This window comes from Parabacteroides sp. AF18-52 (assembly GCF_003479145.1).
GTDB classification, from domain to species: Bacteria; Bacteroidota; Bacteroidia; order Bacteroidales; family Tannerellaceae; genus Parabacteroides; species Parabacteroides faecis.
In genome coordinates this window covers 120,764-134,458 of the sequence record NZ_QUGR01000007.1, presented here as the reverse complement: position 1 = coordinate 134,458, position 13,695 = coordinate 120,764, and the positions used below count along the sequence as shown (strand labels likewise).

The 13,695-nt window shown below is 39.3% G+C and carries 10 protein-coding genes; 2 read left to right on the top strand and 8 right to left on the bottom strand.

All coding sequences use genetic code 11. From position 1 onward, the window contains the following. Positions 1 to 2 precede the first annotated feature (2 nt). The gene (locus DWX23_RS13380; RefSeq protein WP_122374845.1) at positions 3 to 881 is read left to right on the top strand and encodes a DUF5712 family protein; all 879 of its coding nucleotides are present in this window, start codon (positions 3 to 5) and stop codon (positions 879 to 881) included. 738 nt (positions 882 to 1,619) lie between these two features. Here DWX23_RS13380 and hsdR read toward each other — a convergent pair. The 5 genes from hsdR to DWX23_RS13350 all read right to left on the bottom strand — a co-directional run bounded on the left by hsdR (position 1,620) and on the right by DWX23_RS13350 (position 8,400). Continuing rightward, complete coding sequence (gene hsdR, locus DWX23_RS13370; RefSeq protein WP_122374843.1) at positions 1,620 to 4,001, bottom strand: EcoAI/FtnUII family type I restriction enzme subunit R; 2,382 nt, start codon at positions 3,999 to 4,001, stop codon at positions 1,620 to 1,622. A gap of 11 nt (positions 4,002 to 4,012) precedes the next feature. After that, positions 4,013 to 5,104, bottom strand: coding sequence for a restriction endonuclease subunit S (locus DWX23_RS24985; protein ID WP_199673285.1), 1,092 nt, complete (start codon positions 5,102 to 5,104; stop codon positions 4,013 to 4,015). Next, on the bottom strand, positions 5,101 to 6,552 hold the full coding sequence (locus DWX23_RS13360; protein ID WP_122374842.1) for an N-6 DNA methylase: 1,452 nt from the start codon (positions 6,550 to 6,552) through the stop codon (positions 5,101 to 5,103). The genes DWX23_RS24985 and DWX23_RS13360 overlap by 4 nt, the downstream gene beginning before the upstream one ends. Positions 6,553 to 7,408: 856 nt before the next feature. Then, complete coding sequence (locus DWX23_RS13355; protein WP_122351827.1) at positions 7,409 to 7,924, bottom strand: glucosaminidase domain-containing protein; 516 nt, start codon at positions 7,922 to 7,924, stop codon at positions 7,409 to 7,411. A 23-nt stretch (positions 7,925 to 7,947) separates the two neighbouring features. Beyond that, positions 7,948 to 8,400, bottom strand: a complete 453-nt coding sequence (locus DWX23_RS13350; RefSeq protein WP_122351828.1) for an HU family DNA-binding protein — start codon at positions 8,398 to 8,400, stop codon at positions 7,948 to 7,950. A gap of 160 nt (positions 8,401 to 8,560) precedes the next feature. Between DWX23_RS13350 and DWX23_RS13345 the strand changes: the two genes are divergently transcribed. Further along, the gene (locus DWX23_RS13345) at positions 8,561 to 8,818 is read left to right on the top strand and encodes a DUF4248 domain-containing protein (protein WP_229801001.1); all 258 of its coding nucleotides are present in this window, start codon (positions 8,561 to 8,563) and stop codon (positions 8,816 to 8,818) included. Between the two features lie 259 nt (positions 8,819 to 9,077). Here the strand turns inward: DWX23_RS13345 and DWX23_RS13340 are convergent, their stop codons facing one another. From DWX23_RS13340 to DWX23_RS13330, 3 genes are all read right to left on the bottom strand, one after another. Beyond that, positions 9,078 to 11,228, bottom strand: coding sequence for a VapE domain-containing protein (locus DWX23_RS13340; protein WP_122374841.1), 2,151 nt, complete (start codon positions 11,226 to 11,228; stop codon positions 9,078 to 9,080). Positions 11,229 to 11,317: 89 nt separating this feature from the next. Continuing rightward, entirely contained in the window at positions 11,318 to 11,647 is a 330-nt protein-coding gene (locus DWX23_RS13335; RefSeq protein ID WP_122351831.1) for a hypothetical protein, read from the bottom strand. A 1,146-nt stretch (positions 11,648 to 12,793) separates the two neighbouring features. Beyond that, positions 12,794 to 13,639: an Rpn family recombination-promoting nuclease/putative transposase gene (locus DWX23_RS13330; RefSeq protein WP_122374840.1), complete on the bottom strand. Its 846-nt coding sequence runs from the start codon at positions 13,637 to 13,639 to the stop codon at positions 12,794 to 12,796. Positions 13,640 to 13,695: the final 56 nt, after the last annotated feature.

Sequence of the window (13,695 nt, the reverse complement as noted above, 5' to 3'; positions counted from 1 at the left end):
CCATGAACATAGATTTCCCTCCACCGTCTAAAGGCACATACAACAATGCAGGCAGTAGCCGGAGATTAGCCGATTATTGTGAGCATGAGGATTTAGAACGCATGGAACACGGAATCTATACAGAGGGATTTTTCAACCTGACAGACAATAATATCTATAAATCACAGGTCATTAAAGATATAGACAGCAATATCGGGCAATTACTAAAAACGGATGCTAAGTTTTACGCTATCCATGTAAGCCCGTCAGAAAAGGAGCTTTGGGCAATGGGCAACACCGAACAGGAACAAGCCGAAGCCATGAAACGGTATATCCGTGAGGTTGTCATTCCTGAATATGCTAAGAACTTCAATAAAGGATTATCGGCAGAAGATATAAAATTCTACGGTAAAATACATTTCGATAGAAACAGGTCGGACAACGAACTGAATATGCACTGCCATTTAATTGTCAGCCGGAAAGACCAGTCCAACAAAAAGAAGTTATCCCCACTTACCAACCATAAGAACACCAAGAAAGGAGCAATTAAAGGTGGTTTCGATAGGACAAAGTTATTCCAACAGGCAGAACAGGGATTTGACAAGCTGTTCAACTACAACCGTCCTCTATCCGAATCCTTTGAGTATTACAATACGATGAAGAACGGTAGTATTTCCGACCAAATCAAAATACAGGAGAAAACAATCAGCCGACCCCAAGACAGCCAACAAACTATAATTCCCGATGAAAAAGAAAAGAAACAGACAGTAAATCAGGGAGATAATTTAGGCTTATCGTCTGCATTAGGTATTCTAACTCCCGAACCAAGCAATAGCAATGATGAACAGCCGATAAAGCGACCAAAGAAAAAGAAGAAACCGAAGCGGGGATTCAGAAGATAAACTATTAATGCAACATTATGAACGAATATGAAGAAATCAGGGAAGCAATAGACATGTACCTGATGAAGCGGTTTAAATACCGTTTATCCCTTGTCTGGCTTACTTCTGATAATATCGTAACCATCAGAAGAAACAGCCGAATAGACCTATATTTGCGTATTAGGAGAACAGAAAGCCTGTTCCCGCCCGATTGCCTGATTATAGCTCGAATCGGTTTCAAAAAAGAACGTGTCGCCCATGGCTCTCACTTTGTTCGATTCTTAGCTGAAATAGCCTTAAAATATGGATATAAGCACATCGGGATAGAATTCACAAACAAAAAAAGTAGTTCATTCGCCCAAAAACTAAGTTTTCGGTCTATTGACGGCTCAAACTACGTATCAACAGTTAGTAACTTGATACAGTATTTCCAAAATGAGGGATTAATATAGTTCTTTATTTATATGATTTACAAAGGTACATTCCGATAATAGAACGCCAACACCAAGCCGCAAGCGGTTTTTAGAAATTTCTTCCTTTTCATCCTGAAAAGAGTAAATTTCTAAAAAGTGTTGTCTTATCTATTCCCTGCATGAATAAGATGTATATCAATTAAAAAAAGAAAGTTTTAGGTTTAATTTGTGCTTGTTTTTTCGAACCGTCGATTATAATCCCAAGTGGGAGTCTACATTTAAAACCATGCCCATATCAAAAGAACAATACAGCAAGCAAAGCTCCTTATCTGTTTTGCGTGTCATGTCAAATTCTCGTAAAAAAGCTTGTATTTCCATACAAATACCTCTGAAAATCCACAAAGGTATTCTTAGCTATGTCAACACCCCCTAATGCCTGTATTCCATCAAAAGGAGTACCGAACTTCATCTGCATGAGAATAGGCAATTTTTCAAGGTCTAATTCGCTCACTCCTGTGTGAATATATTGTAGTAATACAAAGTCTATAAAATCACGTTGTTTATCTGACAAATGTGGATAGATATGTATTTTAGCCTGATTAGCTCTTTCTTCTCTTTCTATTGGTTCATTAGCATAAGCCACAAACTCCAATACATCAAATAAATCGCTTTTCTCTGCATTGATGAGTTTTTGTACTTGTTTCAGAATATCAGTTCCATATCCTGCATCTTCCATTTTAGAGAGTAAAGCTTTTCGGGTTTGTGGGTCTGACCATAATCTGCGAAGCTCTTCTTCATCTTTGAAAAATTCAGGAAGTTTACCAAATAGTGTTTCAAGGAATGTTTCGGCTGTTACAGGTTTGCCATCCACCCAAAACATATCACTTTTTATATGTTGAATTTTACGAACACGACCATCGGAAAGTTTAATTTTCAATTTCTCCCTTGGTGAACAAGTACAAGGATTGTTCCCACATTCTTCACAGGTATTGTCAGGTGGTGGACATATGCAAGGACGTTGATTACATATCGGACATGGCTTTGGAGGTTCAGGAGGTGTTTTAGTTCCACAAGTACAAGGATTGTTTCCACATTTAATACAAACAGGTTCGCCATCCCATGAAGGGTCATTGAATTTCTCGTATGCTTTTACAAAATCATATATGGTAAAGTAATACTTTCCATCATATAGACGTGTTCCACGTCCAATAATCTGTTTAAATTCTACCATAGAATTTACAGGACGTAAAAGAACAATATTGCGGACATTTAAGGCATCAACGCCTGTGGATAACTTATGTGAAGTGGTAAGAACTGTTGGAATTGTCTTTTCATTATCTTGAAATTCTCTCAGATAACGTTCTCCCTGTTCTCCATCATTTGCAGTAACTCGTACACAATAGAATGGATTTTTACTTTTGCTGACCTGATTGATGATATCCCGAATAACAGCAGCATGAGCCTGATTATAACAGAATACAAGAGTTTTTTCATTCTTGGCAATATACTTCATAAACTCCTTTACACGAGCAATGTCCCTATCACGCAACTCAATATTACCCTGATAAAAGTCATTTTCTGTATATGTCTTGCCTTCTACTATTTCACCACTCAAAACTTTGTCATCGGGTTGATATATATAATCATCAATGTTGCTCTGCATCTTACTGTGGCGGAATGGAGTCAAGAATCCATCTTCAATACCCTGTTTCAATGAATAGGTATAAACAGGTTCGCCAAAGTAATTATAAGTATCTGCATTTACATCTCTACGTGGGGTAGCAGTTAAACCTAACTGAACAGCAGGTTTAAAATATTCTAAAATAAATCGCCAATTACTCTCATCTTTTGCTCCTCCTCTATGGCATTCATCAACTACTATGAAATCAAAGAAGTCAGGTGGATATTGACCAAAATTTGGAGTTCCATCACCACTTTGGAATGTTTGGAATATAGTAAAGAACACGCTCCCATTAGTTGGGACACGTCCATTTTTCTTAATGCTCTTTGGATTGATACGCACTAATGCATCATCAGGAAAGCCTCCAAATCCATTAAAGGCTTGGTCTGCTAATATATTGCGGTCTGCAAGGAATAATATACGAGGTCTTAGATTATTTTTGGATAAATTCCATCGAGTTTGGAAAAGTTTCCATGCTATTTGAAAAGCTATAAATGTTTTTCCTGTACCTGTGGCAAGCGTGAGCAATACTCTGTTCTTATCTTCGGCAATGGCTTCTAAAACTCTGTTTACAGCAGTTTCTTGATAATAGTAAGGTGTTTTGCCACCTGATGTATAGAATGGCTCTGAATAGAATTTGTCACGCCATAAGTCGGTTTTTGTACCAAAGGTTTTCAACCAAAGTTGGTCGGGGCTTGGAAAGCTATCAATCCAATCTTCGTCCCCTGTTTCCATATCTATACCATAAATTTCGTCACCATTGGTGGCATAAGTGAAGCGAATGTTCATCATGTCGGCATATTGCTTGGCTTGCATTACGCCCTCGTTGGCTGATTTTTCGTCACTCTTGGCTTCTATGATAGCAAGCTTCTTTCCCTTATAAGACAAGATATAATCAGCCAACAGAGGTTTTCTTCTCTCTGTCAGGCTTATTTTACCCTTCGTTATTTGCTGTTCGACAAGTATACGGCTTTCTTCAACCTCTCCCCATCCTGCATCTTTTAGCTTAGGGTCTATCTTTTCTAATCGGGTTTGAGCTTCGTTCATGGTAATAGAATTTATAGTTCGCCATTAAAAGCTTTTGCTAAGATAGCTTTTTTTAACTCATCACAATCATTTATAGTTTGTTGATAGTTGTTTTCTAACTCTTTACATTTTTCTGAAAGGGCATCAAGCTTCGAGACAATTTGTTGTTGTTCAGAGAGAGATGGATAAGGTATTGGAATTGAATTTAAGGATTTTTGATTTAATTTGGGTTGTGCCATGCCTGAAACAAACCTATCTATTTTTATAGAGGCGAAGAAATACTCGATGAACCTTTGAGTAATAATATCTTTAAATTTTAATACATGTGCATGATTGTTCACCCATAGTTTTCCGCTAACAGAAAAAGCAATAGGATATGTACGTGCTAATAGATTGGCTCCATCTTCTGAAACTAATAATAAATTATCATCAAAAATATAATTAGAGACATAGTCAACAATACCCGATGCACCATAGTATGGATATTCACCACTTTCTCTTTTATTTTGCGTTATAGGAACCCTTTTGGCATCTAAATTTTCAGAAATTTGCGGAAGTATCTTTAATTCCCATTTTTTATCATAAGAAATCTCATACTTCAATATACTTTGAAATAACTCTTTTGCATTATCTCGATTACGTTCTGCATTTTGCTTTACAGTATCAATTTTAGCAAAATCATCATCTAATATTTCTACTATTCGTTGCTGTTCTGATAGAGGAGGAATAGGAATATCAATGGAATTAAGAGCTTTTTGATTAAGCTTAGGTTGTGCCATACCTGTAACATAATCATCTAATTTTATAAAAGAAAAATAATATTCTACAAATCGTTGTGTATAGATATTACTGAATTTCAAAACGTGAGCATGGTTGTTTACCCAAATTTTTCCTGTTACAGAAAATGCTATTGGATAAGTTCTTGCTAATAAATTAGCTCCATCTTCTGAGATTAACAACAAATCTTCATCGAAAAGATATTCAGAAACATAATCAACAATTCCTGATGCACCGTAATAGGGAAACTTCCCTTTTGACCTTTTGTTCTGAGTTATAGGGATTCTTCGAGAATCTAAATTTTCAGAAATCTGAGGTAATTTCTTTACTTCCCAACCCTCTTTCATAGCATCGTTTTTATTTCATCCAACAAGCTATTATTTAAGTTGTCCAATTCCTGCATCTCGGTTATAATAGCATCAGGAGAACGAAGCTCTACTTCATCGTATCTATTTGGATTTTTAACCGATAAATCTAATGTATCAGAGTCAAGGTCTGAAACTTGTATGCACCACGAATTTTCGCTATCTTTTTGTTCAGGTTGCAAGGTTACAAATTCAGCCAAATCCTCTTCATTCAGGGCATTTGTTTTGCCCAAATTACGTTCAGGGCTGAATTGATAATACCATACCTTTTTTGTTGGTTCACCTTTTTCGAAGAACAACACAACTGTTTTTACTCCTGCACCTGTAAACACACCCTGTGGTAAATCTAATACAGCATAGAGGTTACAGTCTTCTAACAATTTTCTACGCAACGCAATAGATGCATTATCTGTGTTACTGAGAAATGTATTTTTGATAACTATGCCTGCACGTCCTCCTGCTTTCAAGTAGCGTATAAAGTGCTGTAAAAACAAGTATGCAGTTTCGCTTGTCTTGATAGGGAAGTTTTGTTGCACCTCGGCTCTTTCCTTTCCTCCAAAAGGTGGATTAGCAAGTGCTATCTGATAGCGGTCTTTTTCCTGCACTTCTGCAAGATTTTCAGATAAAGTATTCTTATGAATGATATTTGGAGCTTCTACTCCATGCAATATCATATTCATTATCCCAATAATATAAGCTAAACCTTTTTTCTCTTTACCATAAAATGTCTTTTTTTGAAGTATTTCATGGTCTTTGGTGGTTTTAGCTTTTTCTAAAAGATAAGTAAAAGCCTCACAAAGGAAGCCTGCCGAACCACAAGCCCCATCGTAGATAGTATCACCTATTTCAGGCTTTACTATTTTTATAATCGTACGGATTAAGGGACGAGGTGTATAGTACTCACCTCCATTACGTCCTGCATTTCCCATTCGGTTGATACGACTTTCGTAAAGGTGCGACATTTCATGTTTCTCTTCTGATGATTGGAATTTCAATTCATCTACAAGCCAACACATCTCACGAAGATTATAACCGCTTGTTACACGATTTTTAATCTCACTGAATATTTCCCCTATTTTATATTCAATAGTGTCAAATGAGGCTGCATAATCCTTAAATCCTTTCAGATAAGGGAAGAGTTTCAGATTAACAAAATCCTCCAGATCATCCCCTGTCAAAGCGTTGTTATGGTCGGGTTTACCGTCCTCAGTTTTAGGTGCAGCCCATTTATCCCATCGGTATTCATCTTTAATGATTGGCTTATATACTTCTCCTTTCAATTGTGCATCTATTGACTTAGCTTTTTCTAAATCATATAAGTATTTAAGAAAGAGAACCCATGATGATTGTTCTACATAGTCAAGTTCTGTTCCGCATCCATCATCTTTGCGAAGTATATTATCAATATTATTAAAAGTCTGTTCAAACATGAATTATAATTTGTTAATTTGGAATACAAAAATACGAAAAGCAAATCATGTACATAGGTTTTAAAAGATATATATTTCACTTTTCCTCTTCTGTTTATCTCTCATTGAAAGATAAATAGAAGAGAACTTCTCTTATTTAGGATATTTTTCCTACTTTTGTCTCAACAATCATGCTAATAGCGAGCAGAACGATGAAAAATAATCGTGTGCTAAATCGTGTGGATTTTCAATTTTGAAATAATATAAAAAACTGACTATCAGTTGAGATACAGTAATAGTTCTCTTTCTGGTGGCAATTATAGTAAAATTCTTGGTTTTGTAAATCTGAAGAAAAGGTTTATCTTTGCGATAGTATTCTCCATGAGCAAACTACCGCAAAAGCACGTAGCAAATTAGTGGGATAATTCATGGGATATGCTTGAAGCTAAAAACATAAAGTTTTAAATATCAGCGTGGTAACTCTACAAGGAGAATCCCAGGCGGATCACTCAAAGAAAAACAGCTTCAGATTTATTCTGAGGCTGTTTTCTTTTTATAGGCTGCCAAAGTTATTCACAACAGAGTTATGCGCTTTTGTTCATATCTTATTAACAAAACATCTAAAATAAATATTATCAATCAATTAACCTGTTGATAACTTTGTTGATAAACCATTAGTTTGTTGAAAAGTCTCCCGCATACGGTCTACATCACAGAGCATGCGCACAGGAAACAGGAACTTTCAATTCCATCATTCCTTCTTCTCTTTTTTCCTTCCGAAATCCAGAAGGAATCCCAGCAACGCCATAATAAACTCAAAAACAGATTTTAATTTGCTCATACTGATTCATTTTAAATGATTAAATAATATCCGCCTTTACGGTTTCTTTGTACACAGGCCAGCATTGCGCGTCCTTTCCTCACAAAACCCCTCTTGACGCAGCCTTTCCTCCACCAAAGGCATCAGGCTCCGCGCAATCCTTGTAAGCATTTCTTCATACGCCGCCCGGTTATCACCGTTCACTTCACTGATATAACGGCTGTAAGCTATTTCACGAGCATAGGCAGCGGGGTAGTTACTGACTGCGGCGGCAAGACGATAAGCGGTAGAGATCAGCCGTGCAAAATCAAGAAAACTATTTTCCGGTGCGTCGTAACGCCTGAACAACAGGCCATTCTCTTCAAGGCTAACCTTTCCTCCATGCCAGTAGGTGTTTACGACACCATATCCGGTTAATCCGAAGAAGTTATTGTATTGCCGTGCCAGCGCGCTCTCGCCCCATCCTGTTTCAATGGCCGATTGAGCCAGAATGACGACCGGATTGATCCGGTACAGATCTCCAGCCATACGCGCGGCAGGAAGATACAGTTTTACAAATGATTGTTTATCCATTGGAAAGTCGGGTTAATGTGTTACTATTCAATTTCAGGACGGTCGCCTCCGCCACCTGTAGGAGGTGTCACCGGAGTAACATCAATAGTCGTACGTTCCCCTTTAGCCACCTGCGTCGTGTTTCGCAGAATCGTACCGGGACGGAAACACAAACGCGCCTTCTTCAGCAAGGTCGAGGAAAAACCCTCCGTTGTCGCACTCCCTTTACTGCCCATGATCAGCTGAAGGCTGCCGAGTTCGCCCAGCTGGACAACTTCGCCACGTTCGAGTGCTTTCGCGGCAAACTTATTCATACGGTCGAGAACGACTTTGACATCACCGCTGGATGCTGTGGAACTTTCAGCGATCAGGTCGCATAGCTCATCGAAACCACAGGTGCGCGTGGCACGGGTCTGTGCATAATAGAGCTTCTCTTTCCCCTCTTCTACTTCTTTGCTCATGTTCTTTCTGAGAACCAAGTGATACTGTACTGCCATAATCCGATTGTTTTTAGTTATAAAACTGTTTTGCAATTAATTACATCATAAAGATACAACACCTGGATACCCTCATCGATGCCCTATGTGAGCAGACGTGACGAAGCAGCATTTTATTTTGTTTATTCCCATCTAAAGCCTTGTTTTTCTTATCATTAATATGTACATTTATAGAAGTAAAACAATAAATGCTATGGAACAGAAAACATTTGTCATCCGTGCATATGGTGTCGGCGAACTCGCCCAGCTATATAATCCCCATCTCTCCCACCGCGGCGCCGTCATGCAGCTCTGGCGTTGGATCAACCATCACGACATCCTCAAACAAAAACTGGTTACCCTCGGGTATCATCCGGGGATTCGCTGTTTCACCCCCAAACAGGTGATCTGTATCGTGGAACATTTGGGAGAACCTTAAAAGAGGAATAGTTATCAACGCAAAAATCCGTTCCCGACTGAAAATAAATGGGTCGGGAACGGATTTTTTTCGGTCGGGAACTATCGGAAGAGATCACCGGAGGAAGCAGCAGGTGGAGAAGGTGAAGATGAAAATACATTTCGGCCGACTTTTATAAACATAAGGAGACCTTTCAGTTGTTGTTGATAGTAATATATAAACATAAATACAGAAAGTATGCCAACCGTTAAACAACCTCCACCTTCTCCACCCGAAAGCCTCAGAAGGGCAATTGAATTTGAGGTTTTTCATTCCCTTCATCTGTTTTATCATTAGGAACCACTCCTTTATTATCAACAGCTTGAGCATCAACATTGTCATACGAACGGATTCCGAGCTGTACGGCTTTTACCTCGTCGAACGTAAGTTCTATAACGTTGAAAAAGCGTTTCCCGTTACGTATAAAATGTTCAAACCCTGTCCTTTTCAACATTTTTCCGAGGTTAACCACGTTGATTTGAGTGATAGGCATACGGGTCTTTTCAGCTATTTTTGCTATTATTTCACTGCTGGATAACTGTAAATAAGCCTCGAAACGGCAGGGTTTACGGAAAAAAGTATAGAACAATTCCTCCTCCGGACTGCTCTGCTGAAAAGGTTCGTTGTTATCGTTGATCTCTGCAATATCAGTATCGGAAAACCAGTACTTGAAGCCGCCTTTATACAAAGCCAGTGCCTGCGAATAGATATGGCTGTAGTCGACAGGAGTAAGATAATCTATCCGGACTGTTTCAAAACAAAGGAAACGACGCGAACCGGTACGGTCGGTCAGCACCTGGCTGTCGTTGACCGTAGCGGCAAATGAAGCACGGCGCTCATATGTTTCCGAATTATGCGCATAGGCGCGGCGCTCGTGTACACTGTTTTTCGTGATCATTGCTTTCAGGCGGTTCAGTTCCATGCGGCTTTGTCCCGAAAGCTCGTCGAGCAGGATCAGGAAACAATCACTCAGGAGCAGGGAAGCATCTTTCGAGGCGGGATCGAGATTGCCGGAATAGACATATTGATGCAGTTCAGGTGGTACCAGATTACGGCACCAGGTTGTTTTTCCTAATCCCTGCCCGCCGCTCAACAGCAATACGGCATGGTTCTCCGTCTTTTCGTCTATGGCACAGGCCACAGTGGCTACGAGCCATTTCCGGAGGCAGGTCAGCCAGTATTCAGGCCGGGTGGTACTGACGGTCGAAGCAAGCCGGGCGATATAATCTGTTTCGCCATCCCATGACGGCAATTTACTGAAATAGAACTTGAACGGGTCAAATTCTTTACTGAATCCGGAATGGATCACCGACCTCAATTCAGTGATCTTGCAATTGACTCCTTCAAGTTGGAGATTGCACCAGACGGTATTCTCCCAGTAATCGGTCACAGGATGGTATGTGTGGCTTTTTGCCCTTTTATCCCGGTATTCTACCAGGTTACGAACTACATTTTTACGCAGAAAGAAATGTGTGGACAGATATTCCCGGATCAGCTCCACCTTCTTCCCGTTTTTTATCAGAGGAAAGGTGTCGTGCTCCTCTCTATGACTGTAGGCACTCGTAATCGCACTGGAACGTTCCTCTGCCGAAAGATCGCCGAAGTTTTCCGTACAATAACCGGTCAGGACTTCTTCGGGCACGCCTATCCGGTTACACAGGCAGGCATAGTGGTAGACATAATTGTTACGGTTGCCATCCTGATACTTCTCCTGTTTGTCGAGTCGGTTCCGGGCATTACTGAGCTGTTTAGCCACATAGCGGGTGTTGGTCGTTTTTCTCGTTTTTTGCAGCAAAGGCTTGAGCAATGGCAAGTCTTCAGGCATCCCTTTTCCGGTATGCAGCCAGTCACTAAAACGGGGAGAGGCATAAAGCAAAGGATCGTAGGAGACAAAACAGAGTCGCCCGGCGTCACTCCCCGAAGCATCGATCTCCACACCGAGCAATTCTTCATACCACGCCTTGACGGTATTATAGATGATCCGGTGGTTTTGAGGGAGCTGTTCGATATCTACTGCCGAGCAGGCAATAATTTTCAATCCTTGTCCACCAGGACTCAGGAAGCTGTAAATGGTATAGGGAGCTTCATTGATAAGCGACCTAAGGCGAGGAATCGCTTCGGGTGCGAGCTTGTCAATATCGAGGATCAGGAGCGGGTTATAGCCGATCATGTCCGGTTCCTTGCGCGTCTTCCGGTAGGTAGCGGAGACAGTGAATGCTTCGAGTGATTTCTTGATCCGTTCGGCAGTGGCGGGATCACCGGCATGCAGTGCGGCCCGGTGTAGTTTGATAGTTGTCTCGTACTTCCCGTTAAGGATTTCGTCTGCAATAGCCGTGAGCGGTTTGTTTCCCTGGCAAAACCTGAAGTTTGTAAAGACGGTTGCTTCGATCATATCGTTTCGATTTGGAGGTTGTTCCGGTTATCCGGTATGTTATAAAGGTACAGGAAGCCGTTGATTGGCTTCCTGTCTTTTTCGTTTTTTTACGAAAAAGCATCGTCAGGGAAATGTCTGTCGAAATACTCTTTCAAGGCAGCATACAAACTGTCGAATTTAAGAAGGTCTTTTGTCTTTTCATTCTTAATTTTGAAGACTTCATCAATAGATCGGAGAAATTTTTTCTGCATCCGATTCCCGTTCACCCGCCATTTTGTGCTGCGGATCAGCGGGATGATGAGTTCGATAAATTCGTTTGTTTCTCCGTAAAAGAAGATCTTCTCTTCCTCCACCATGTCTTCTTCAAATACGGCATGTTCCAGCAAGCGGTTAATAGCTCTTGCACATTTGTTTATTTCATGCAGATCGGCTTCCATTCTTTCACATTTTTCTTTTAACTCTCTGATTGCTCCATTCAGTTGGGAGGCTTCGATTTTTTTTTCATGTCGATGTACTATTAATTATCTGGTTTGAATATTTAATCACCAGTTGATACTTTTCTAAAAAACGAAGCCCTGGACGATGAATCCCAGGGCTTGTTTTTGTCTGCCTTCGCTCTTCACAGAGATCGAACAGAAGAACTTTATTTTATTACTTTAGTATTAATATTGACTGCTTATTCACCTGTCGCAGGGTACTTGGCATACAAAAGAGATAATTAAACATGCCACACAGTCAACTAAAATTTATTGATTATGATAGAGACATACGAGGGTATGTCTCTATATTTCTTTTTCATTTTTATTTTGTGATTGATTTGATAGCGGCTTCGTATTCAACAGCTACTACAATACGAGTCTCTTCCTTTCCTTCCGCAGTATTTATTGCAGTCTTTGCAGGGAAAACCGTAACCATCGTTACAACCCAAACGACCGAAGTTGCCCGCATACTTACAGAAAATAGAACTTTCCGTAGGACTTACCGTTGCAGCCGGAATAAATAATCCCTTGTTCATGATTCTCTAATTTAATATTAATAATAGTGCTATTCAAATACTTTCAGCCTTGAAAAAAGAATGTCTTTCAAAAGTGAATGACTAGATAAAACGTTCCTTTTTTCTAGTCATTTTTTCGGGTCATTTATGACTTTGTAATAAAAAGGCTTATTTTTGTACTTAATTTCATATTCAGTTGATAAGAAAGCATATACATTGATAAATTATTTTTTAGTTTATGCCAATTCATTAAAAATTAATTTTTAAATTTGTGACTAGAAAAAAGGAACGTTTATTTTTGTCACTACTTTAAATTCGTATTTCACTTTATACCTGACATTTAATATATATTTATACTTAAATATTTAGATACAAATATCTATACACGCAAATATCCTAATATACTGTATATCAGCATACCTATTTTCCAAAACCTAGCGAGCAAATGTTAAAAGGGTCATTGAGCTTCATTTTTAGTATTTGAAAAAGGAAAACACAGTCAACATTTATGATCTTATATCAGAGTTCTAAAAACAAAAAAGGCCATCGTTTAAAACGACAGCCTTATCCATTATTTTATATAAAGAGTTTACAAGTTACGGATATCTTCTTCGGAAAGCCCGGTACATTCCATGATATATTCAAGGGAAGAACCTGTTTCCTTCATTTTCCTGGCAGTCCGCTTTATCCCCTTAATTTCTCCTTTAATTTCACCTCTGATTTCACCTTTCTCCTCCGCATAATCCACTATATTCTTGCAGTCACGATACACTTTGAGTGCCTCGTCATATTCCTGGCGTTCCTCCTTGGTCAGATTAGCCACACCGGCTATCTTCTCCAGCTTCTCGAATAGTTGTTTTTGCGCCTTGAAAGGCATACGCTCCAGTTTATCCATATTCTTTAATACATATAACCACATTTCAAAAGGGGTTTCACATTCATCCTCTTCTTTTGTAAAGAAAGGCATCTCCAAATAGATTTGTCGAATCTTGTCACTGAACTGTTTTCCGTTTTCTTTATCGGCCAGAATAATATCCGTACGCAATTTTGTGGTTCGACCGGATTTGAAGTTCAATAAAAAGATTCCGTACACAGGATAAAGCCCGAATTTCCATTCAGGACCTCTTTGTCCCTGTTCACACACTGCACGACAAAGATAATATAATCCACGCTCATAAAAATAACATTGGGACGCATTTTGTACTTCCACAATAAAAACGCCACCCTCTGTATCTCTACATTTGAGATCGAACACGGCACCGCGTCCTTCTATCGTTTCAGAAGGAAGTTCCACGTTCAGGAAAGTAAGATCGGTGATACTGCGTTCGCCTTCGAACAAGTCATTCAGAAAATCGATCAGTAAATCTTTACTAATCTCCTGCCCAAACAGGATTTTAAAACCCCGGTCGACCCAGGGATTGATAAATTTGCTCATAGCCTTTGACGGTTTTGATAGTTAATAATAGCAGTTAAATAAGGATTTTCATATCC

Excerpts from the sequence above, each read along its gene's own strand:
- DWX23_RS13350 (WP_122351828.1), bottom strand. The coding sequence starts at position 8,400 with ATGGCAGTACAGTATCACTTGGTTCTCAGAAAGAACATGAGCAAAGAA.
- DWX23_RS24985 (WP_199673285.1), bottom strand. The coding sequence starts at position 5,104 with ATGAAAGAGGGTTGGGAAGTAAAGAAATTACCTCAGATTTCTGAAAAT.
- hsdR (WP_122374843.1), bottom strand. The coding sequence starts at position 4,001 with ATGAACGAAGCTCAAACCCGATTAGAAAAGATAGACCCTAAGCTAAAA.
- DWX23_RS13360 (WP_122374842.1), bottom strand. The coding sequence starts at position 6,552 with ATGTTTGAACAGACTTTTAATAATATTGATAATATACTTCGCAAAGAT.
- DWX23_RS13335 (WP_122351831.1), bottom strand. The coding sequence starts at position 11,647 with ATGGAAGCCGATCTGCATGAAATAAACAAATGTGCAAGAGCTATTAAC.
- DWX23_RS13380 (WP_122374845.1), top strand. The coding sequence starts at position 3 with ATGAACATAGATTTCCCTCCACCGTCTAAAGGCACATACAACAATGCA.
- DWX23_RS13355 (WP_122351827.1), bottom strand. The coding sequence starts at position 7,924 with ATGGATAAACAATCATTTGTAAAACTGTATCTTCCTGCCGCGCGTATG.
- DWX23_RS13345 (WP_229801001.1), top strand. The coding sequence starts at position 8,561 with ATGTACATTTATAGAAGTAAAACAATAAATGCTATGGAACAGAAAACA.
- DWX23_RS13340 (WP_122374841.1), bottom strand. The coding sequence starts at position 11,228 with ATGATCGAAGCAACCGTCTTTACAAACTTCAGGTTTTGCCAGGGAAAC.
- DWX23_RS13330 (WP_122374840.1), bottom strand. The coding sequence starts at position 13,639 with ATGAGCAAATTTATCAATCCCTGGGTCGACCGGGGTTTTAAAATCCTG.